Origin of the sequence: Streptomyces sp. NPDC059009 (assembly GCF_042740175.1) — a bacterium.
GTDB lineage: Bacteria > Actinomycetota > Actinomycetes > Streptomycetales > Streptomycetaceae > Streptomyces.
Genome location: NZ_JBHYJB010000077.1, coordinates 1 through 20,913 on the forward strand (window position 1 = coordinate 1; position 20,913 = coordinate 20,913).

A 20,913-nucleotide genomic window follows, 5' to 3' on the forward strand; every position below is an offset into this window, starting at 1 on the left:
CGGACGGGCTGTATCCAGCCCGTCCGGCGTTTGAGGACGAGCAGGCCGCAGGCCGCGATCGGGGTGCCCCAGGGCGACGGAGTCGCGGATTCGGGAAGGGGCGGGACTGGGGAAAAGGCGCCGCAGGCACTCACAGCGCAGCCCCCACCGCCCGCACCAACGCCTGCGCCCGAGGATCCGCCGTAACCCCCTTGCGCATCCCATTCGTGACGTACCCGAACCCGACCCCCGCCTCCGGATCCGCGAACCCGAGCGCCCCACCCCGCCCCGGGTGCCCGAAGGACCCCGGCCCGAGCAGCGGCGACGCACCCCCGTGCAGCATGTAGCCGAGCCCGAAGCGGGTGTTGACGACCAGCACTCGGTCCGGCCCCGCCGAAGCCTCGCCTCGCGCGAGTTCCACCGTCCCGGGCGTGAACAGCCGCCCCGCGCCCTCGACTTCACCGATGAGCCCGGCGTAGAAGCGGGCGAGCCCCTCAGCGGTGGCGATGCCGTTCGAGGCGGGCAGCGCGGCCGCGCGGTACGCGAGGTCGTTCTCGTCCGGGAGCGGATCGATCGCCCCGAAGGCGCGACGCGTCAGCGACTCCGGGTCCGCGTACGCCTCGGCGACGTTCCGCTTCGGGCGGGTCCGCAGGGCGCCGGGCGCACTCTCCGGGGCGGCGAGCGGCCCCACCCGCCCCGCGCGCGACGCGGCCCCCGGCGGCAGTCCGACCCACAGGTCCGCCCCGAGCGGCCCGGTCACCTCGGCCGCGAGCCAGTCCCCGATGGCCTGCCCGGTCACCCGGCGCACCAGCTCGCCGGTGAGCCAGCTGTATGTCTGCGCGTGGTAGCCGTGGTCGGTGCCGGGCTCCCAGAAGGGGGCCTGGGCGGCGACCACGGCGGCCGCCAGATCGGGGTCGAGCGCCTCGGAGGGGGTCAGCGGGCGGTCGAGCGCGGGCACTCCGGCCCGGTGCGCGAGCAGGTCACGCACCCGGACCTGCTCCTTGCCCGCCGCCTTGAACTCCGGCCAGTACGAGCCCACGGGCTCGTCCAGGTCGAGCCGGCCGCGCTGGTGGAGCAGGAGCAGGGCCGCGGCGGCCACGCCCTTCGTCGCCGAGCGCACGATCTGCGCGGTGCCCTGCCGCCAGGGCGCGGTGCCGTCGATGTCCTGCGTCCCGCCCCACAGGTCCACGACCTTCTGCCCGTCGCGGTAGACGGTCACGGCGGCGCCCCGCTCGCCGAGCTCGGCGAAGTTGCGGACGAAGGCGTCGCGGACCGGCTCGAACCCGGCGGCGACGGTTCCGCTCACACCCGTCACGTCTACGGCGTCTATGGCGTCCATGACAAGGCCAACACCCGTACGCGACCGGGGATTCCCTACCGCCCCACCGTCACCGACTTCGGATCGAAGCCGAAGGGGAGTTCCAGGCGGTGGGCGCTCATCAGGTCCTCGTCGGCGAGGAGGTCGCCGGTGGCGCCGTCGGCCGCGATCACGCCGTCGCTGAGGATCAGCGCGCGCGGGCAGAGTTCCAGGGCGTAGGGGAGGTCGTGCGTGACCATGAGCACCGTCACGTCCAACGACCGCAGGATGTCGGCGAGTTCGCGGCGCGAGGCCGGGTCGAGGTTGGAGGAGGGCTCGTCCAGGACGAGGATCTCCGGCTCCATGGCGAGGACGGTCGCGACGGCGACGCGGCGGCGCTGGCCGAAGGAGAGGTGGTGCGGCGGGCGGTCCGCGAATTCCTCCATGCCGACGAGGCCGAGCGCCTTCATGACGCGCGCTTCGAGCTCGGGCCCGCGCATCCCGGCGGCCGCCGGGCCGAAGGCCACGTCCTCGCGCACGGTCGGCATGAACAGCTGGTCGTCCGGGTCCTGGAAGACGATGCCGACCCGGCGCCTGATCTCCGCCATGTGCTGCTTGCCGACGAGCAGCCCGGCCACGGTCACGGTGCCCGTGCCGCCGCTGAGGATGCCGTTGAGGTGCAGCACGAGGGTGGTCTTGCCCGCGCCGTTCGGCCCGAGCAGCGCCACGCGCTCGCCGCGCCCGACGCGGAAGTCGACGCCGAACAGGGCCTGGTGGCCGTCGGGGTAGGCGAAGGCGAGGCCCGCCACTTCCAGTGAGGGCGCTGAGGTCTCTGAGGTCGCTGAGGTCACAGGGTCCATCCCAACAGGCAGACGACGAGCGCGGTCACGGGGAGGGCGAAGGCGTACGACCACTGCGCGCGCGACGCGGTCACCTCGTCGATGACCGGCATCGAACCGGCGTAGCCCCGGCTGACCATGGCCAGGTGCACCCGCTCCCCCCTCTCGTACGAGCGGATGAAGAGGGCGCCCGCCGACTTCGCGAGGACGCCCCAGTGGCGCAGGCCGCGCGCCTCGAAGCCGCGCGACTCCCGCGCGATCTTCATGCGCCGCATCTCGTCGGTGATCACATCCCCGTACCGGATCATGAACGAGGCGATCTGCACGAGCAGCGGCGGAAGCTTCAACCGCTGGAGTCCGAGCAGGAGTTCCCGCAGCTCGGTGGTGGCGGCGAGGAGCACGGACGCGGCGACGCCGAGGGTGCCCTTGGCGAGCACGTTCCAGGCGCCCCACAGGCCGTTGACGCTGAGGGACATCCCGAGGACGTCCACGCGCTCGCCCTGCGCGACGAAGGGCATGAGCACCGCGAAGGCCACGAACGGGACCTCGATGAGCAGCCGCTTCAGCAGGAAGCCCGCCGGGACGCGGGCCGCGTACGCGACGCCGCCGAGCAGCACCGCGTACAGGCCGAAGGCCCACATCGCCTCGCGCGGCGTGGAGACCACGACGACCACGAAGCAGAAGACCGCCGCGAGCTTGGTGTGCGGGGGCAGCGCGTGCACCGGCGAGTGGCCGTGCCGGTAGAGCCGGTGGGCGTGACCCGCGCCCATGTCAGACCTTCTCGGTTTCCGGTACGGCGGCGGGGCCCGCCTCCGAAGCCGTACGGCGGCGGCGCAGCACCCAGAAGACGCCGGTGCCCGCGACGACGGTGACGCCGACGCCGATCACGCCCGCGAGGCCGCCGGAGAGGCGGCTGTTGGTGATGTCCTTGACCCCGTAGTCGGCGAGCGGCGAGTCCGAGGAGGCGTGCTCCTCGGCCTTCTTGTCGATCCCCTTGTCGTGGGCGACCTTCTCCAGGCCGTCGGGGTCGGCGGAGGCGTAGAAGCTGACGAAGCCCGCGAGGACGAGGGAGGTGACGAGGCCGATGGCCCAGACCTTGCGCGGGGACCGGGCGGCGGCGGGCGACGGGGTGGCGGCGGGGGCGTCCACCAGCTCGCCGCCGACGCGGAGCTTGAGCGGGGTGGTCAGGCCGCGGGCGCCGTGCACCAGGTCGGGGCGGACGGCGATGACGGCGCCGACGGTGAGGGCGGTGATCGCGGCCTCGCCGATGCCGATGAGGACGTGCACGCCGATCATGGCGGTGGCGACCTTGCCGATGGAGACGTCCGTGGTGCCGCCGAGGGAGTAGATCAGGGTGAAGGCGACGGCCGCGGCGGGCACCGAGAGCAGCGAGGCGACGAAGGCGGAGACGGTGACGGAGCGGCGGCCCCGGGGCAGCACCTTCACCAGGCCGCGGAAGACGAGGTAGGCGACGACGGTGGTGACCACCGCCATGTCCGTGATGTTCACACCGAGCGCGGTGAGCCCGCCGTCCGCGAACAGGACGCCCTGCATGAGCAGCACCACGGAGACGCAGAGCACCCCCGTATAGGGCCCGACGAGTATCACCGCGAGGGCGCCTCCCAGCAGATGTCCGCTGGTCCCGGCCGCGACGGGGAAGTTGAGCATCTGCACGGCGAAGATGAAGGCGGCGACGAGACCGGCGAGCGGCGCGGTCTTCTCGTCCAGTTCTCTGCGGGCCCCGCGCAGGCTGACGGCGACCGCTCCCGCGGCGACGACTCCGCAGGCGGCCGAGACGGGTGCGTTGATGAATCCGTCGGGGACATGCATGGGCGGACTCCAGGCAGGGGACTCGACCGGTCGTGAACCGTTCAATAGTAGTGCCCAGTTGCGAACGGCTTGCAAGAGCGGCCAGGTCACGATTACGCCTGAGCCTTATTTCTCCCCATATGGGACATTTGTGGTCAGGAGTCAAGAGTGTGGCGTGAGGAGCCCGTGATGTCGGCAGTAGAGCAGTACGCCCGCGCCCACCTCGTCACGGACTCCGAGTCCGGCCACCGCACGATCCCCGTCGCCCTGCGCTACGACCCGGAGGCCGACCCGCGCTCCGTGCGGATCGGCCTCCCCGGCTCCCACGAGTGGACCTTCGCCCGCGACCTCCTGGAACGCGGCCTGCGCGCCCCGGCCACCAGCGGCGACATCCATGTCTGGCCCTGTGGACGGGTCCAGGCGGTGGTGGAGTTCCACACCGCGAAGGGAGTGACGGTCGTGCAGTTCGACAGCTCGGCGCTGATCCGCTTCCTGCGCCGCACGTACACGGCCGCCACTCCGGTCACTCACTGAGTCCCTCACGGGGACGTCACACCCGTACGAGCTCCCGCTCCCCGTCGACGTCCGGGTCGGGGTCCGAGTCCGAGTCCTTGGCCGCGTCCCGCAGCCCCTCGCCCTCGACGTCCACGTTCGGCAGCGCCCGGTCCAGCCACTTCGGCAGCCACCACGCCCGCTTGCCGAGCAGCGCGAGCACCGCGGGGACGATCGCCATGCGCACCACGAACGCGTCGAAGAACACCGCGATCGCGAGCCCGAAGCCGATCATCTTGACCATCTGCTCGCTGGAGCCGATGAAGCCCGCGAACACCGCGATCATGATGACCGCCGCGGCCGTGACCACGCGGGCGCCGTGGTGGAAGCCCGTCACGATCGCCTGGCCGGGGCGTTCGCCGTGGACGTACGCCTCCCGCATGCGGGTCACGAGGAAGACCTCGTAGTCCATCGCGAGGCCGAAGACCACGCCCACCATGAAGATCGGCATCATCGACATGATCGGGCCGGTCTGCTCGACGCCGAAGAGCGAGCCGAGCCAGCCCCACTGGAAGACCGCGACGACCGCGCCCAGGGCCGCGAGCACCGAGAGCAGGAAGCCGACCGCCGCCTTGAGCGGGACCAGGATCGAGCGGAAGACGACGATCAGGAGCAGGAAGGCGAGGCCCACCACCAGTGCCAGATACGGCAGCAGGGCGTCGTTGAGCTTCTGCGAGACGTCGATGTTCATGGCCGTCGTGCCGGTGACCATCGTGGACGCGCCCGTGTCGGCCTCGAGCCCGGCGTTCGCGTCGCGGATCGAGTGGACCAGGTTCTCGGTCTCGGTGCTGCTCGGCTTGGAGGAGGGCACGACGCTGAGGACCGCCGTGTCGCCCGCCTTGTTCAGCATCGGCGGGCTGACCGAGAGCACGTCGTCGAGCCCGGAGATCTTCTTGGAGATGGTGGCCGCGGCCGCCTTCGGGTCGTCGGCGCCCTTGAGGTCGGAGACCACCATCAGCGGGCCGTTGAAGCCGGGCCCGAAGCCGTCCGCGATCAGGTCGTACGCCTTGCGCTGCGTCGTGGACGTCGGCTGCGCGCCGTCGTCGGGCAGGCCCAGCTCCAGCTGGGAGACCGGGATCGCCGCCGCGCCCAGGCCGAGCACGCCGAGCAGCAGCACCGCGACCGGGCGGCGCACCACGAAGCGGGCCCAGCGGGTGCCCATGTTGGACTTCGGCTCGCCGGCGGCCTCGGACTTCTTCCCGCCGCCGAACAGCCTGCTCTTCGTGCCCGCCGGAAGGACCCGCCTGCCCGCGTACCCGAGCAGCGCCGGGATGAGGGTGAGGGCGATGAGGACCGCGATGGCGACCGTGCCCGCCGCCGCGAAGCCCATCTTGCTGAGCATCGGGATGTTCACGACCGCGAGGCCGACCAGGGCGATGACGACCGTCAGACCGGCGAAGACCACGGCCGAGCCCGCGGTGCCGACCGCACGGCCCGCCGCCTCCTCGCGATCGCGCCCCTCGGCGAGTTCGCCCCGGAAGCGGGAGACGATGAAGAGCGCGTAGTCGATGCCGACCGCGAGGCCGATCATCATCGCGAGCGTCGACGTGGTGGTGCCCAGGTCGAGGGCGCTGGCGAGCGCGGTGATCGTCGAGACGCCGATGCCGACGCCGATGAGCGCCGTCAGGAGCGGCAGCCCCGCCGCGATCAGCGAGCCGAAGGTGATGATCAGGACGACGGCCGCGACCGCGATGCCGATGACCTCCGTGGCCCCGGTCTCCGGCATGGCCTGCAGTGCGTCACCGCCGACCTCCACCGTGAGCCCGGACTCCTTGGCCCGGTCGACCGTCTTCTCCAGGGCGTCCCGGTCGTCGTCGGTCAGCTCCATCGAGGTGACCTTGTACGAGACCGCCGAGTACGCGGTCGAACCGTCCTTGCTGACGGTCTTGGACTGGAAGGGGTCGGGGGCCGAAGCCACCTGGTCCGAGCCGGACTTGATGGCGCCGAGGGTCTTCTCGATCTGCTTCTTGTTGGCCGGGTCGGAGACCTTCTGCCCGGCCGGCGCCTTGAAGACGACGCGGGCACTGGCCCCGTCGGCGCTGGTCTCGGGGGCGCGCTGCTCCAGCAGGTCGAAGGCTTTCTGCGCCTCCGTGCCCGGTATGGAGAAGGAGCTGGAGGCGGCGGTGGGCGCGGACGCGGCGCCGACTCCGGCGGCCACGAGCAGCGCCACCCAGATCAGGGCGACGAAGTGGCGTCGCCGGAAGGCGAGTTTGCCGAGTTTGTAGAGGAACGTGGCCACGAGGGCGTACTCCCGGTCAGGTCGTGGGGTTCAGCTGGGCAGGGGGGATCGGCCCGACGACATGAGAGCGGCTCGCGTCAGGTGAACTGGGGTGTGTGGAGGGCGATTACGCGCTGAGGGCGGGGAGGACCACAGCGTCGATGTACGAGGCGAGGTACGCCTGGGTCGGCGGCTGCTCGTCGATGAGCGTCCGGGTGGCGAACGCGCCGATCAGCATGTGGATCACATAGCCGAGCGCCGGGTTGTCGGCCCGGATCTCGCCCCGGTCCACCGCCCGCTGCAACATCCGGTCGAGACCGGACAGTTCGGGCTCGACGATCCACTCCTTGAAGGCGGCGAGCAGATCCTGGTTCGCGTGCACCGCGACCATCAGGCCGCGCATCAGCGCACTGTTCTGCTCCATGTGACAGTCGTCGTCGCGCAGCACCATCGCGTGCAGATCGCCGCGCAGCGAGCCGGTGTCGATCTCGTCGAACGTCGGCTTCTGGCTCCGCAGCGCCTTCACGACCAGCTCGGCCTTGCCGCCCCACTGGCGGTAGAGCGTCGCCTTGCTGGCACGGGTGCGGGTGGCGACGGCGTCCATCGTCAGGGCGTCGTAGCCGACCTCACGGAGCAGGTCGAGCACGGCCTCGTACAGCTCGGCCTCGCGCTCGGGCGTGATCCGGCTGCGGCGCGCCGTTGCTTCCGCCACCATGATCGCCCCTCCCATCGGGGAACCTCTCCGTCTCGTACGTGACGAACATACCCCTCCGACTATCGAAACGAAACCGTTTCGTACGTGGGCTGCGCCACAAGGTGCCGGAGCCCGCCACCGTGACTGCGCCACAAGTTGCCGGGGCCCCGCCACCGGAAAAGCATGAGGAGGTGACCGACGCGCACCGAGAAGCCCAGCACGCCCATGACGCCCAGGGGCCCCGCGAGCCCCACGGCGCCGACGCCCCCGGCTACCTCCGCTTCCCGCACCTCAGCGGCGACCGCCTCTGCTTCGCCGCCGAGGACGACCTGTGGGTGGCGCCCCTGACACCCGAGGGCGCCCCGGCCGACCGGGCCTGGCGGATCACCGTCGACCGCACCAAGGTCGGCCACCCGCGCTTCTCGCCGGACGGCCGCCACATCGCGTTCACGACGTGGCGCAGCCTGGACCCGGAGATCCACCTCGCCCCCGTCGAGGGCGGCCCCGCGCGCCGGCTCACCTACTGGGGCTCCACGGACACGAGGGTGTGCGGCTGGACGCCCCCTGACCAGGACGGCACAGCCCACATCCTCGCCGTCTCCTCGCACGGCCAGCCCTTCTCGTACTTCTGCTGGGCCTACAGCGTCCCCACCGACGGCTCCCCCGGCGGCAAGCTCCCCTGGGGCCCGGTCTACGACATCGCGGTCAGCGACGCGCTCGCCGACGGCGACACCACCTCCGCAGACCGCAAGACGCTGCTGCTCACCGGCAAGCCGCCGCACGAACCGGCCGCCTGGAAGCGGTACCGGGGCGGGGCCATGGGCCGCCTGTGGCTGCACGGCGACCAGCTGCTCCCGGACCTCGAAGGGCACCTGGACTCCCCGATGTTCGTGGGCGAGCGCATCGCGTTCCTCTCCGACCACGAGGGCGTCGGCAACCTCTACTCCTGTCTGCCCGACGGCTCCGACCTGCGCCGCCACACCGACCACGACGCCTTCTACGCCCGGCACGCCAGCAGCGACGGCTCCCGCGTCGTCTACCAGTGCGGCGGCGAGATCTGGCTGGTCGACGACCTGACCGCGGACTCGAAGCCGCGCCGCCTCGACGTACGCCTGGGCGGTCCGCGCGCCGGGCGGCGGGTCTACCAGGTCCCGGCGGCCCAGCACGTGGACTCGCTCTCGGTGGACGCGACCGGCCGGGCCAGCGCCGTCGTGGTGCGCGGCAGCCTGTACTGGCTCACGCACCGGGACGGCCCCGCGCGCACCATCGTGGACACCCCCGGCGTCCGCGTCCGCCTCCCCGAGATGCTCGGCACCGGCGGCCAGGTCGCCTACGTCACGGACGCCGAGGGCGAGGACGCCGTCGAGATCTCGTATCTGCCCCGGGCCAGCGGCGACCGCGAGCCGCGCAGGCTGGCGCAGGGCGAGCTGGGCCGCGTACAGGAGCTGGTGTCCGACCCGGAGGGCGAGCGCCTCGCCATCGCGTCCGACGACGGCCGGCTGCTCCTCATCGACGCCACCGAGGACTCCAACGGCGAGGTCACCGAGCTGATCCGCTCCATCAACGGCCCGGTCCGCGACCTCGCCTTCTCGCCCGACGGCCACTGGCTGGCCTGGTCGCACCCGGGAGTGGGCCGCTCGCTGCGCCAGATCAAGCTGGCCCGCATCAAGGACCGCACGATCGTCGACGTCACCAACGGCCGCTTCGAGGACGAGAATCCGGTCTTCACCCGCGACGGCCGCTATCTCGCCTTCCTCTCCTGGCGCGGCTTCGACCCGGTCTACGACGTGCACACCGGCGACCTCTCCTTCCCCCTGGGCTGCCGCCCGTACCTCGTCCCCCTCTCCTCGGCGACCCCCTCCCCCTTCGCCCTCCTGCCCGACGGGCGCCCGGCCGCGGGCGGGCTCGACCCCGGCGACGACGGCCCCGCCGAGGGCACCGTCACGGTGGAGGCCGAAGGACTCGAATCCCGGGTCACCCCCTTCCCCGTCTCCGCGTCCAAGTACTCCGCGCTCTACCCGGTCAGCGGCGGCGGCCTGGTCTGGCTGCGCTGGCCGATCTCCGGCGCGCTCGGCGAGACGTTCGCCAACCCGTCCGACACCTCGGGCCGCCCCACCCTCGAGTACTTCAACATCGCCAAGGCGAAGAAGTCCGAACTCGTCGACCACCTCGACTGGTTCGGCCTCAGCGGCGACGGCAGCCGCCTTGTCGTGGTGGACGAGGGCGACCTGCGCGCCGTCCCCTCCACGGAGTCCGGCGACGGCGACACGACGGTCTGGATCGACCTGCGCCGCATCCTGCACGAGGTCGACCCGCCCGCCGAGTGGCGCCAGGCGTACGAGGAGGCGGGCCGCATCATCCGGGCCTACTACTGGGACCCGAAGATGTGCGGCATCGACTGGGACGGCGTCCTCGCCCAGTACCGCCCGCTCGTCGAACGCGTCGCCTCCCCCGACGAGTTCGCGGACCTGCTCCGCGAGGTCCTCGGCGAACTGGGCACCTCGCACGCGTACGTGACGGCGGCCCGCCGCAACGAGGGCCCGCCGCACTACCAGCGCGCCATGGGCCTGCTGGGCGCCAACCTGGTGTGCAGGGACGACAGTTGGCTGGTGAAGCGGATCCTGCCGGGCGACTCCTCCGACTCCAAGGCCCGCTCCCCGCTGGCGGGCGCGGGCATCCGCGAGGGCGCGGTGCTCACCCACGTCGACGGCCGCCCGGTGGACCCGGTGACGGGCCCGTACCCGCTGCTCTCGGCGGCGGGCGGCACGACGGTGGAGCTCACCTTCCAGCCCGCGGAGGGCGAGGGCCGGGCCCGCCGCGTCGCGATCGTCCCGCTGATCAACGAGCGCCCCCTGCGCTACCAGGACTGGGTGGCCAAGCGCCGCGGGGTGGTCCGCGAGCTGAGCGGCGGCAAGTGCGGCTATCTGCACATCCCCGACATGGGCGGCTCGGGCTGGGCCCAGTTCAACAGGGACCTGCGCCTGGAGGTGTCCCGCCCGGCCCTCATCGTCGACGTGCGCGGCAACGCGGGCGGCCACATCAGCGAGCTGGTCATCGAGAAGCTCACCCGCACGATCCTCGGCTGGGACCTCACCCGCAACGCCCAGCCGGTCTCGTACGCCTCAAATGCCCCTCGCGGCCCGGTGGTTGCGCTCGCGGACGAGGCGACGTCCTCCGACGGCGACATGATCACGGCGGCCTTCAAGCTCCTGCCCATCGGCCCGGTCGTGGGCCAGCGCACCTGGGGCGGCGTGGTGGGCATGACGGGCCGGCACGCGCTGGGCGACGGCACGGTCATCACGGTCCCCATGAACGCGGGCTGGTTCGACGCGTACGGCTGGGGCGTGGAGAACCACGGCGTCGAGCCCGACCTGGAGGTCCTGCGCACGCCGCTGGACTGGGCGGAGGGGCGGCACGCCCAGCTCGACGACGCGGTCCGGATGGCGCTCGACCTGCTCGCCGAGCACCCGGCGGCGACGCCCCCCGGCTATGGGAGCGCCCCCGACCGCCGCCGCCCCAAGCTCCCACCGCGCCCCTGACACACCCTTCCGACCTGCGCCGCGTGACCCTCCGTATCGGCTGGCACGCTGGGTAGTTGATCGAAATGCGAGGTATGTCGGGTCATGTCAATCTGGTCGAGGCCCACCCAACCTCACCCTCTAGGAGTGAACCGCATGGGCATCAAGGACCAGTTCAACGACAAGGCCGACGCGCTCCGCGACAAGGCTTCGCAGGCCATGGGCGGCGCGAAGGACGAGGCGAGCGAACGCGCCTCGCAGGCGCAGGACGAGGCGAGCGAGCGCGCCTCGCAGGCCCAGGACCAGGCGCCCGACGCGGCCCAGCGGGCGGCGCAGGAGGCTCAGGACAAGTTCGACCAGGACTACGACGCCTGACGCTGCGCTGTGCCGCAACGGGAGAGGGGCCCCCGAGAGCTCGGGCGCCCCTCTCTTCGTCGCTCAGCGAACCTCAACTCCCGCCGCGCGCCGACTCATCCGCAGTCCCACCCGCCCCCACAAGCCCGGTGGAAATGCTCCCGAGCCGCGGCTCGAACCTCCGCATCTCCCGCTGCCCGACGGTCGCGATGATCCCCGGCAAGTACCCCCGCATGCCCTGCATGCCGCGCAGCCACCACTGCGCATACACATGCGCCGACCGCCGCTCGATCCCCGCCACGATCCGGTCCACCGCGGGCCCCAGCGGATACGTCTTGTTGGACGGCCACGGCAGCCGCTGCCGCAACTCCCGCATCACGTCGTCCTGGTCGGCGCCCCGCACCATGTCCGTGTCGGTCCACGACAGATACCCGACGCCGACCCGCACCCCCTTGTAGCCGACCTCGGCCCGCAGCGAGTGCGCGTACGCCTCGACGCCCGACTTCGACGCGCAGTACGCGGTCATCATCGGCGCCGGAGTGATCGCGGCGAGCGAGGCGATCTGCAGCAGATACCCCCGTGACTCCATCAGCACCGGCAGGAACGCCCGCGCGGTCACGGCGGACCCGATCAGGTTCACCTCGATGACGCGCCGCCACGCGACCGGGTCGGACTCCAGGAACGAACCGCCGTTGGCCACACCGGCGTTGGCGACGACGATGTCGACCTTCCCGAACCGCTCCTTGACCTCCCGCGCGACCCCCGCCATCGCCACGTGGTCGGTCACGTCGGCGTGCCAGTAGTCGCTGTCGGTGTGCAGCCGCGCCGCGACCTGCTTCAGCTCGTCCGGCTCCAGGCCGACCAGGGCGACCTTCGCGCCCCGCGCCGACAGCTTGCGGGCGAGGAATTCGCCGACCCCGCGCGCGGCCCCCGTGACGACCGCGACCTGACCTTCAAGGCTGACCTTGCTCATGCGCCCTCCTTCACGTGCTGCGCGTGCTGTACGCGCACATAGGTGTCGACGAGTTCCGCGATGTGCTCCGTGACCGCTTCGGGCGCCTCGACGGGCGTCATGTGGCCGAGGCCCGCGAGCTCGGTGAGGCCCAGGCAGTTCGGCAGCAGCTGGACGAGGCGCCGCGCGTGCACGACGGGCGTCATCCGGTCCTCGGTGCCGACCACCACGGCCGTCGGCACCGTCAACTGCGTGACCTCCGCGTCGAGTTCGAGCTCGTCGAGGACGTGCGACCACCCGTACCGCACCCGGCGCGGGCAGGCGTGCACGATCCGCGCGCACGCCTCGACCTTGCCGGGGGCCGAACCGGGGCCCATCGTGGCGTACTTGAGGATCCGCCTGGCGAGCGGCGTCACCGGCCCGAGCGGCGCCCGCGACCCGAGCACCGACCGGGTGATCCGCGTCCGCAGCCGCCCGGCCCGCAGCGGGATCACACGGGACTCCGCGACCAGCCGCGCGCTGCCCGTGCTGCACAGCAGGACCGCCGCCGCGTGCTCCTGGAACACCGGCCGCCGCGCCGCCGCCATGATCGTCATGCCGCCCATGGAGTGCCCGGCGATCACGGCCCGCTCGCCCGGTCCGAGCGTCGCCGCGAGCACCGCCTCCAGGTCGTCGGCGAGCGTCCGCACGCTGTACGCGGAGGGCCCGAGCGGCGCGGCGCTGCGGCCGTGTCCCCGCTGGTCGTACGTGATCACACGGTGCCCGGCGGCGAGCGCCCGCACCTGCGCCGCCCAGAACGCGGTCGAGCAGGTCCACCCGTGCGCGAGGACCACCGCGGGGGCACCCTCGGGCCCGTGCACCTCGACGTGGATGCGGGCGGCGTCGGCCGAGACCGCGGTCAACTCCCGTACGGGGACGGGCGGCGCGTACGGCCCACTGGTCACATGCATCAGCCTGCTCATGCCCCGGCCTCCACCTTCTTGTTCGCGCTCTTGGCCTTACGGGACGGGGCGGACGCCTTCGCAGGGGCGGACGCCTTCGCAGGGGCGTCGGCCACCGGCTTCTTCGCCGCCCTGATCACCTCGTACTCGGCGAGGTCGACCCGGCGCACCGCGCTCCGGAACTCCGTGGTGGTGCCCGGCCACAGCGTCGTGTTGACGCCGCTCTCGTCCAGGTACCAGCTGTTGCAGCCGCCCGTGTTCCACACGGTGCGCTCCATGCGCTGCTGCACCCGGTCGTTCCAGGCGGCCACGGCACCGGGCCGCGGGTCGAGGGCGGTGCGACCCCCGAGAACGTCCAACTGCCGCATGTAGTCGGCGAGATAGTTCAGCTGGGCCTCGATCATGAGGATCATCGAGGAGTTGCCGAGCCCGGTGTTGGGGCCGATGATCGTCATGAAGTTGGGGAACCCGGCGGCCGTCGCGCCGCGCAGCCCCTTCATCCCCTTCTTCCAGTCCGCCATCAGCGTGTGCCCGGCGGCGCCCACGACGCGCTCCGCGATCGGCATGTCGGTGACGTGGAACCCCGTACCGAAGATGATCGCGTCGACCTCGGCCTCGCTGCCGTCGGAGGCGACGACGGTGGAGCCCCGCACCTCGGCGAGCCCGCTGGCGACGACATCCACATTCGGCTGGGCAAGGGCCGGGTAATAGGAATTGGACAGGAGTATCCGCTTGCAGCCGATGCGGTAGTCCGGCGTCAGCTTGTCCCGCAGGACCGGGTCCTTCACGGCGCGCGCCATGTTCCGCTTGGCCAGCTGCTCGACCAGGCCCAGCTCGTCGGGCCGCTTGGTGAACGCCTGGACCTGCAACTCCCGTATGCCCCACAGGAGTCCGCGCCGCGCCTTCGTGGTGAACGGCAGCTGCCGGTGCAGCCAGCGCTCGGGCCCGGTGATGGGCCGGTCCACGCGCGGCAGCACCCACGGCGGGGTGCGCTGGAAGAGGGTGAGCCGCCCGACCTCGCGCTGGATGGACGGCACGATCTGAATCGCGGAGGCCCCGGTGCCGACCATGGCGACGCGCTTGCCGCGCAGGTCGTAGTCGTGGTCCCAGCGCGCGGAGTGGAAGACCTTGCCGGGGAAGGCGTCGAGCCCCGGGATCTCCGGCAGCTTGGGGTCGGAGAGCGGCCCGGTGGCGGACACGACGACATCCGCGTGGAGGGTCGCGCCGGTCCCTGTCTCCACCTCCCACCACAGGTTCTCGGTGTCCCAACGCAGCTGCGTCACCTCGGTGTCGAGCCGGATGTGCGGGCGCAGCCGGAAGGTGTCGGCGACGTGCTCCAGGTACTCCTGGATGTGCTCCTGGCCGGAGAAGGTGCGCGGCCAGTCGGGGTTGGGCGCGAAGGAGAAGGAGTAGAGGTGCGAGGGGACGTCGCAGGCGCAGCCGGGGTAGCTGTTGTCGCGCCAGGTGCCGCCGACGGCCCCGGCCCGCTCCAGGACGACGAAGTCGGTGATGCCCTCGCGGCGCAGCCGGACCGCCGCCCCGAGCCCGCCGAATCCGGACCCGATCACCGCCACCCGCACGTGTTCAGTCTCGGCCATGCCGCCGCCTCCCGAAGTACCCACGACTCTGCCAGTAACCACTGGCGCAATTGGGAGGGTAGAGCAGCCTCGTACTCATGGGTAGGGGTCAGGAAGGGGAAAGTTACCGGCGGTACAACATAGGCTTCCCACGTGGCAGACCAAGGGGCGGAGCAGAGCGCGGACACCGGGAGCGGGACCACCGAGAGCGGGACCACCGGGAGCGGAACCACCAGGAACGGGACCGGCATCCGCGAGTACCGCATGGAGGAGCTGGCCAAGGAGGCCGGCATCACGGTGCGCACCGTGCGCTTCTACCGCGAGCGCGGCCTCATCCCGCCACCCCGCCGCGAGGGCCGCATCGCCTGGTACGACGAGCACCACCTGGCCCGCCTGCGCACCATCGCCGCCCTCCTGGAGCGCGGCCACACCCTGACCGGCATCGCCTCCCTGACCGAGGCGTTCGAGAACGGCCGCGACGTCGGCGAACTCCTCGGCATGGGCGGGCCCAGCGAGGAGACCCCGGTCCGCCTCACCCCCGAGGAGCTCGCGGACCACTTCGCGGGCGAGGTCACCCCGGAGAACCTCGCGGCGGCGCTCGACCTCGGCTACCTCGGCACCGACGGCGACGAGATCGTGCACATCAGCCGCCGCCTCCTGGAGGCGTCGGCCACCCTCGTCCGCAAGGGAGTCCCGCTCGCGGCGGTCCTGGAGGCGGGCCGGCAGGTGCGCGAACACGCCGACGTACTGGCGGAGTTGTTCCTGACGATGCTGGACACCCACCTGCCCGGCACGGCGGGCGGGAACGACGACATCGACAAGCTCCGCCCCCTCGCCAAGAGCGTGGTGGAGGCGGAGCTGTCGATGGCCCTGGACCGCAGGCTCAGTGATCGAAGTCGCGGGGCGTGACCCAGCGGGCCTTGTAGAAGTAGTAGGGCTTCCCGCCGTACGTCAGGTTGCGCCGGACCCCGTCCGGCAGGTGGAGCGAGGCCGTCTGTGACGTCTGGCGCCCCGGTACCGCCTTGTTGCGCAGCACCCGCCCGGTCAACGGGTCGGAACTGACCGCCTTGACGCCGCCCTTGCCCTTGATCGGAGGAGGGCTGATCCGGTCGGCGCCCGGATACGACTGCGCCTGCCCGGGACCGTAGAACTTCCGTGTGCCGATGTCGTACTGGTACACGGGCGTGCCGGTGACCACCCACAGCCGGTCGGGCTTGCCCGCGACGGGGCTCAGGTCGTGTCCCGAGGGCCAGGGGACGACGACGCCATGGTCCCGCACGAGCGCCGGACGGCCCGGGGCCGACCGGTCGATGCGGTAGGCGACCAGCCTGTCGTTGCCCAGCGCCCACAGCCGGTTGCGCCGGCTGTCCCAGGACACCCCGTGTGCGTGGGGCAGCGTGACACAACGCCCCTTCGACACCTTGCGAGGGAAGAGGCAGAGGTTGCGCCCCGCGTAGGCATGCCCCCGCTTGTCGCCGGACGAGGCGACCACCACCTCGCCGGTGGGCAGCAGTTCGATGCTGTGCGGGTTGTAGGCATACGCGTTGGAGCCCGCGACCAGCTTCGCACCCCAGAACCGCCTCTTGGTCCCGGCCTCGAACACGGCCGCGAAGCCCCGCCCCGCCACCGTCGCCACGTACTTCTTGCCGCCGAGCTGGTAGAACTTGGCCTCGTTCGGCCCCTCGACCCAGGTGCGGGCCGGATCCAGATCCCGGTACGCGCTCAACTTGCGTGGATCGAAGGACCACTTCACGCTCCGCGGGTCCTTCTTCGGGTCCCAGGTCGCGCGCGCCGGGTCGAACGCGAGCAGCGCCGGGCGCGCCGCCCCCTGGGAGTTCCCACCGGTGACGACGACGAGCCCGGACGCCGCGGCACCCTCCGCGTCCCGCGCGACGATCCCGTCCCCCGCGCCATCCCCCTCGCCGCCGCCCTTACCGCTCCCGCCCTCGGAACCCGACCCGCACCCGGCGGCCAGCAGCCCGCCCAGCACGACCCCCGCGGCCGCCACGCGCGCCCGCCGCATCCCCATCAACGCAGACATCAACTACCCCCGTACACAAGCCAGTTACCCGGAGGTCACCCGGGCCTCGGACACGGGGCACGATGTCACATCTCGTAAACCACCGTCACCGGCGCGTGATCCGACCACCGTTCCGCATGGCTCGCCGCCCGCTCCACGAACCCCTTGGCCGCGCGCTCCGCGAGCCCGGGCGTCGCCACGTGGTAGTCGATGCGCCAGCCCGTGTCGTTGTCGAAGGCGCGCCCCCGGTACGACCACCAGGAATAGGGCCCCTCGACGTCCGGGTGCAGCCCCCGCACCACATCCACGTACTCCTCGAAGACCTCCCCCAGCCAGGCCCGCTCCTCCGGCAGGAACCCGGCGTTCTTCTTGTTCCCCTTCCAGTTCTTGAGGTCCGCCTCCTGGTGCGCGATATTCCAATCCCCGCACACCACGACCTCACGACCGCCGGCGGCGGCCTTGGCCTTCAACTCCCGCAGATAGACGAGGAATTCGGCCATGAACCGCTCCTTCTCGTCCTGCCGCTCGGTGCCGACCTCCCCCGAGGGCAGATACAGGCTGGCGACGGTCACCCCGGGCAGATCGACCTCCACATACCGCCCACTCCCGTCGAACTCCTCGGACCCGAAGCCGATCCGCACCCGCTCCGGCTCCCGGCGCGTGTAGAGCGAGACCCCCGCGCGCCCCTTGGCCGCGGCCGGGGCGTGCACGACGTGCCACCCCTCCGGCTCCCGCACGTCCGCCGGCAGCTGCTGCGGCTCGGCCCGCACCTCCTGCAGGCAGACGACGTCGGCGGCGGTCCCCGCGAGCCACTCGACGAACCCCTTCTTGGCGGCGGCACGCAGCCCGTTCACATTCACGCTGGTCACTGTGAGCATCAGGGCACGATACCGGCACACTGGAACAGCCATACGCGGCCCGCGCCCCCTCCCTCCACGCATGGAAATACGATGCCCGACATGACCACCCCCTCCGTGACTCTGCGCACCGCCTCCTTCGGCGACCCCGACGCGATCACCCTGAACGACCGCGTCCAGCTGGAGTACGCGGAGCGCTACGGAGACGAGGGCGACGTCACCCCCCTCGACCCGATGATGTTCGTGCCCCCGCGCGGCCTGTACCTCATCGCGTACGACGGCCGGGGCACCCCGGTCGCGACGGGCGGCTGGCGCACCCAGGACGAGAACGATGAGGGCTACTCGGACGGCGACGCCGAGATCAAGCGCATGTACGTCACCCCGGAGGCCCGCGGCCTCGGCCTGGCCCGCCGCATCCTCGCGGCCCTGGAGGAGGACGCCCGCGCGGCGGGCCGCACCCGCATGGTCCTCGAAACAGGCACCAAGCAGCCGGAGGCCATAGCCCTCTACACCTCCACGGGCTACACCCCCTGCCCCAAATTCGGCCTCTACCGCCACGAACCCCTGAGCCGCTGCTACGCCAAGCCCCTGTAACTCCGGGGCGTAACCCCGGGGCTCACCCCTCCCCCACAACAGCCCCCCGAAGATCAACCTCCACAAGGGCCCCACCAGCACCCGCACCGGGCTCATTGGCGAACCGAACCCCCGCCCCCAAGACCCGCGCCTGCCCCTGCACAATCGTCAGCCCGAGCCCCAGCCCCACGCCCCGCTCACCACCCTTGGTGCGAAACCGCTGCGGCCCCCCGGACAACAGCGCCTCCGGAAACCCGCTCCCACAGTCCCGCACCCGCACCACACCCCCGTCGACCTCGACGGACACCGGCGCCCGCCCATGCCGCAGCGCGTTGCTGACGAGGTTCGCCACGATCCGCTCCACCCGCCGCGGATCCGTCTCCACCCGCACATCCCGCACCACCCGCACAGTGACCCCCTCCGGCCCCCCTTCCGGCACCCCCTCCCCCGCACCGGCCACCCCCGCCACCGACCGCCGCACCAGCGACCCGAGCTCACACACCTCGGTCCGCACCTCCTGCGTGGCCGTGTCCAGGCGGGCCACCTCGATGACGTCGTCCACCAGCTCGCTCAGCCGCCGGACCGACCCCCGTACGAGCTCCTCGGCCCGCCCCTCCCGCAACAGCCCCGAAGCGGCGACCATCCCCGCCACCGGCGTACGCAGCTCATGCGCGATGTTCGCCGTGACTTCCCGCTCCGCCTGCAGCCGCCCGGCGAGCGCGTCGGCCATCGTGTTCACCGCGGCCGCCAGCTGGGTGATCTCGTCCTTGCCGCGCAGCGGCAGGCGGGCCGTCAGATCCCCCTCCGCGATCCGCTGCGCCGCCCCCGCCTTCACCTTGAGCCGCCGCCCGAGCCGCGTCGCCACGACGAGCCCGGCGACACACGCGAGCCCCGTCCCGAAACCACCGGCGAGCCACAGCACCCGGTCCAGATCCCGCACGGTCTCGGCCTCCCGCTGATACGGCCGCTTCAGCGCCACGACCTCCTTGCCGTACTTACTGGCGGCCCAGATCTGCGGCACCTTCGGCCCGTGGTCGAGGTAGACCCCCCACTTGCCCTGCTGCACGGCCTCGGCCAGCGGCTTCGGCAGATCCGGCGGATCAATGAGCGTCCGATCACCGTCGACGCCCGCCGCATGGTCCTGCACCGCGGTCTGCAGCCGGTCCCCGATCTGGCTGCGCGCACTCGCGTACTGCGCCTCGACCGTCCGGTGGTGCACCAGGAGTCCCATCACCACGGAGACCACAGCCGCGGTCCCCGCGATGGCGAGCCCGATCTTCGTACGGAGTCCCATGGCGCGCTCAGAACTCCGGGACGAGCAGCCGGATGCCCTGGAGCTGCACATTGACGGCGCTCGGCGGCAGCTCCTCCGGGTTCTTCGCCTCGACGGTCGCCCGCCGGTAGTACGCCACCCGCTCCTGCTGCTCCAGACCGCTGAGCGTCAGCGTCGCGTCGTACGGATTCTTGGCGCACCCCGGAATGCACCAGCTCCCGCTGAGCTTCCCGATCGCCCGCGCGGTCGGCCCGCCCCAGTCCTTCCAGCTCAGCCCGGACATGGACACGGCCTCGGTGAGCCCCACGACGAGCGGCCGCTGCAACGGCTGCCCCATGGCATCGGCCACATAGACGGGCCCGCTGACCTTCGACGGCCGCAGCGCGGACCCCTCGACCTTCAGCCCGCTCGGCTGCGCACAGCCCCCCACCAGAGGAACGGCGAGCGCGGCTCCACACACGACGGCGGCACTTCTCTTGAACGGACTAGGGCACTGCATGCACCAAATGTATCTATACGGACAAATAACCCACCCGCCGAGAACCCACCGAGAAGCCCCTAGATAGATTGCCCCCACACAAGCCCCACACAAGCCCCCTCCCCTCCCTCCCTCCCTCCAAGGAGACACCCCATGGCCCGAGCCGGTCTCACGGCGGCCCGCGTGACCGAGGCGGCCGCCGACCTGGCGGACGAGATCGGCTTCGACAAGGTCACCGTCTCGGCCCTCGCGCGCGGCTTCGGCGTCAAGGACGCGAGCCTGTACTCCCATGTCCGCAACCTCGCCGACCTGCGCACCCGCGTCGCACTCCTCGCCGCGGGCGAGAAGATCGACCTGATCGCGGACGCGGTGGCTGACCGCACCGGCAAGGACGCCTTGATCGCATATACGGGCGCCTACCGCGCCTACGCCCAGGCCCACCCCGGCCGCTACGCCGCGACCCAGATCCCCCTGGACCCCTCAGCCACGGCGGGCTCCCCCGCCTTCCACCGCACCATCGACATCACCTACGGCCTGCTGCGCGGCTACGGCCTGACCGAACCCGACCTCACCGACGCGGTCCGCCTCCTGCGCAGCACCCTCCACGGCTACATCAGCCTCGAGGCCGCAGGCAGCTTCGCCCACCCCCGCAACATCCAAGCCTCCTGGAACCGCACAGTAGAAGCCCTCCACACCCTCCTGAAAAACTGGCCAACCCAGCCCTGACAGGCTCGTACAGACCGAAAGCCCACCAACCACCAGACGGGCGACGGCGCGAGGGGCGGGGACGCAGCTACGGGCCCGCAGCCGGCCGACGACGCAAGGGGTGGGGACGCGGCGGTATGTCCGCCCGCAGTACAGCACCCCACCCAAGCCAGTACTCATGAACTCGTCCGGCGCCCCCGGCTTTTCGAGGACGGACATACCGCCGCGTGCCCCCCCCCCCCCCCCCCCCCCCCCCCCCCCCCCCCCCCCCCCCCCC

At 71.8% G+C, this 20,913-nt stretch carries 19 protein-coding genes; 6 read left to right on the top strand and 13 right to left on the bottom strand.

Annotated elements, in window-relative coordinates:
- Window positions 1–130: 130 nt before the first annotated feature.
- Genes ACFWYM_RS43635 through ACFWYM_RS43650 form a run of 4 tightly spaced genes read right to left on the bottom strand, consistent with a single transcriptional unit; the run spans window position 131 to window position 3,945 of the window.
- Window positions 131–1,318 (bottom strand): serine hydrolase domain-containing protein, encoded by a 1,188-nt coding sequence (locus ACFWYM_RS43635; protein ID WP_384850948.1) that lies wholly within the window; start codon window positions 1,316–1,318, stop codon window positions 131–133.
- Window positions 1,319–1,353: 35 nt separating this feature from the next.
- Complete coding sequence (locus ACFWYM_RS43640) at window positions 1,354–2,136, bottom strand: energy-coupling factor ABC transporter ATP-binding protein (RefSeq protein ID WP_384850950.1); 783 nt, start codon at window positions 2,134–2,136, stop codon at window positions 1,354–1,356.
- Window positions 2,124–2,885 carry a cobalt ECF transporter T component CbiQ gene (cbiQ, locus tag ACFWYM_RS43645; protein ID WP_384850952.1) on the bottom strand — a complete coding sequence of 254 codons (762 nt, stop codon included), beginning with the start codon at window positions 2,883–2,885 and terminating at the stop codon, window positions 2,124–2,126. Before cbiQ ends, ACFWYM_RS43640 begins: the two co-directional genes overlap by 13 nt.
- Window position 2,886: 1 nt before the next feature.
- Entirely contained in the window at window positions 2,887–3,945 is a 1,059-nt protein-coding gene (locus ACFWYM_RS43650; RefSeq protein ID WP_384850954.1) for an energy-coupling factor ABC transporter permease, read from the bottom strand.
- A gap of 168 nt (window positions 3,946–4,113) precedes the next feature.
- On the opposite strand from ACFWYM_RS43650, the gene ACFWYM_RS43655 reads away from it, so the two are divergent.
- The gene (locus ACFWYM_RS43655) at window positions 4,114–4,458 is read left to right on the top strand and encodes an SsgA family sporulation/cell division regulator (protein WP_384850956.1); all 345 of its coding nucleotides are present in this window, start codon (window positions 4,114–4,116) and stop codon (window positions 4,456–4,458) included.
- A 16-nt stretch (window positions 4,459–4,474) separates the two neighbouring features.
- Here the strand turns inward: ACFWYM_RS43655 and ACFWYM_RS43660 are convergent, their stop codons facing one another.
- Window positions 4,475–6,715, bottom strand: coding sequence for an MMPL family transporter (locus tag ACFWYM_RS43660; RefSeq protein ID WP_384850958.1), 2,241 nt, complete (start codon window positions 6,713–6,715; stop codon window positions 4,475–4,477).
- Window positions 6,716–6,821: 106 nt separating this feature from the next.
- On the bottom strand, window positions 6,822–7,409 hold the full coding sequence (locus ACFWYM_RS43665) for a TetR/AcrR family transcriptional regulator (protein WP_384850960.1): 588 nt from the start codon (window positions 7,407–7,409) through the stop codon (window positions 6,822–6,824).
- Window positions 7,410–7,579: 170 nt separating this feature from the next.
- Here ACFWYM_RS43665 and ACFWYM_RS43670 point away from each other — a divergent pair, with 170 nt between their 5' ends.
- A complete protein-coding gene (locus ACFWYM_RS43670; protein WP_384850962.1) occupies window positions 7,580–10,927 on the top strand; it encodes a S41 family peptidase in 3,348 nt (1,115 codons plus the stop codon).
- Window positions 10,928–11,062: 135 nt separating this feature from the next.
- On the top strand, window positions 11,063–11,281 hold the full coding sequence (locus tag ACFWYM_RS43675; protein ID WP_384850964.1) for a hypothetical protein: 219 nt from the start codon (window positions 11,063–11,065) through the stop codon (window positions 11,279–11,281).
- A 73-nt stretch (window positions 11,282–11,354) separates the two neighbouring features.
- On the opposite strand, the gene ACFWYM_RS43680 is transcribed toward ACFWYM_RS43675, so the two are convergent.
- The 3 genes from ACFWYM_RS43680 to ACFWYM_RS43690 are packed head-to-tail and all read right to left on the bottom strand — an operon-like array spanning window position 11,355 to window position 14,751.
- Window positions 11,355–12,233: an SDR family oxidoreductase gene (locus ACFWYM_RS43680; protein WP_384850966.1), complete on the bottom strand. Its 879-nt coding sequence runs from the start codon at window positions 12,231–12,233 to the stop codon at window positions 11,355–11,357.
- Window positions 12,230–13,174 carry an alpha/beta fold hydrolase gene (locus ACFWYM_RS43685; RefSeq protein WP_384850968.1) on the bottom strand — a complete coding sequence of 315 codons (945 nt, stop codon included), beginning with the start codon at window positions 13,172–13,174 and terminating at the stop codon, window positions 12,230–12,232. The genes ACFWYM_RS43680 and ACFWYM_RS43685 overlap by 4 nt, the downstream gene beginning before the upstream one ends.
- Window positions 13,171–14,751 (bottom strand): flavin-containing monooxygenase, encoded by a 1,581-nt coding sequence (locus tag ACFWYM_RS43690; protein ID WP_384850970.1) that lies wholly within the window; start codon window positions 14,749–14,751, stop codon window positions 13,171–13,173. The genes ACFWYM_RS43685 and ACFWYM_RS43690 overlap by 4 nt, the downstream gene beginning before the upstream one ends.
- A gap of 243 nt (window positions 14,752–14,994) precedes the next feature.
- On the opposite strand from ACFWYM_RS43690, the gene ACFWYM_RS43695 reads away from it, so the two are divergent.
- Entirely contained in the window at window positions 14,995–15,639 is a 645-nt protein-coding gene (locus ACFWYM_RS43695; protein ID WP_384850984.1) for a MerR family transcriptional regulator, read from the top strand.
- Here the strand turns inward: ACFWYM_RS43695 and ACFWYM_RS43700 are convergent.
- Window positions 15,614–16,771: a DUF6528 family protein gene (locus ACFWYM_RS43700; RefSeq protein ID WP_384850972.1), complete on the bottom strand. Its 1,158-nt coding sequence runs from the start codon at window positions 16,769–16,771 to the stop codon at window positions 15,614–15,616. The two genes, ACFWYM_RS43695 and ACFWYM_RS43700, sit on opposite strands and share 26 nt — an antisense overlap.
- 65 nt (window positions 16,772–16,836) lie before the next feature.
- Window positions 16,837–17,628: an exodeoxyribonuclease III gene (locus tag ACFWYM_RS43705; RefSeq protein WP_384850974.1), complete on the bottom strand. Its 792-nt coding sequence runs from the start codon at window positions 17,626–17,628 to the stop codon at window positions 16,837–16,839.
- An 81-nt stretch (window positions 17,629–17,709) separates the two neighbouring features.
- Between ACFWYM_RS43705 and ACFWYM_RS43710 the strand changes: the two genes are divergently transcribed.
- Window positions 17,710–18,201, top strand: coding sequence for a GNAT family N-acetyltransferase (locus tag ACFWYM_RS43710; RefSeq protein ID WP_384850976.1), 492 nt, complete (start codon window positions 17,710–17,712; stop codon window positions 18,199–18,201).
- Window positions 18,202–18,223: 22 nt separating this feature from the next.
- Here ACFWYM_RS43710 and ACFWYM_RS43715 read toward each other — a convergent pair whose 3' ends face one another.
- Entirely contained in the window at window positions 18,224–19,474 is a 1,251-nt protein-coding gene (locus ACFWYM_RS43715) for an ATP-binding protein (protein ID WP_384850978.1), read from the bottom strand.
- Window positions 19,475–19,481: 7 nt separating this feature from the next.
- Window positions 19,482–19,952, bottom strand: coding sequence for a hypothetical protein (locus ACFWYM_RS43720; protein WP_384850980.1), 471 nt, complete (start codon window positions 19,950–19,952; stop codon window positions 19,482–19,484).
- 132 nt (window positions 19,953–20,084) lie between these two features.
- Between ACFWYM_RS43720 and ACFWYM_RS43725 the strand changes: the two genes are divergently transcribed.
- Window positions 20,085–20,657 (top strand): TetR/AcrR family transcriptional regulator, encoded by a 573-nt coding sequence (locus ACFWYM_RS43725; RefSeq protein ID WP_384850982.1) that lies wholly within the window; start codon window positions 20,085–20,087, stop codon window positions 20,655–20,657.
- The last annotated feature ends 256 nt before the right edge of the window (window positions 20,658–20,913 follow it).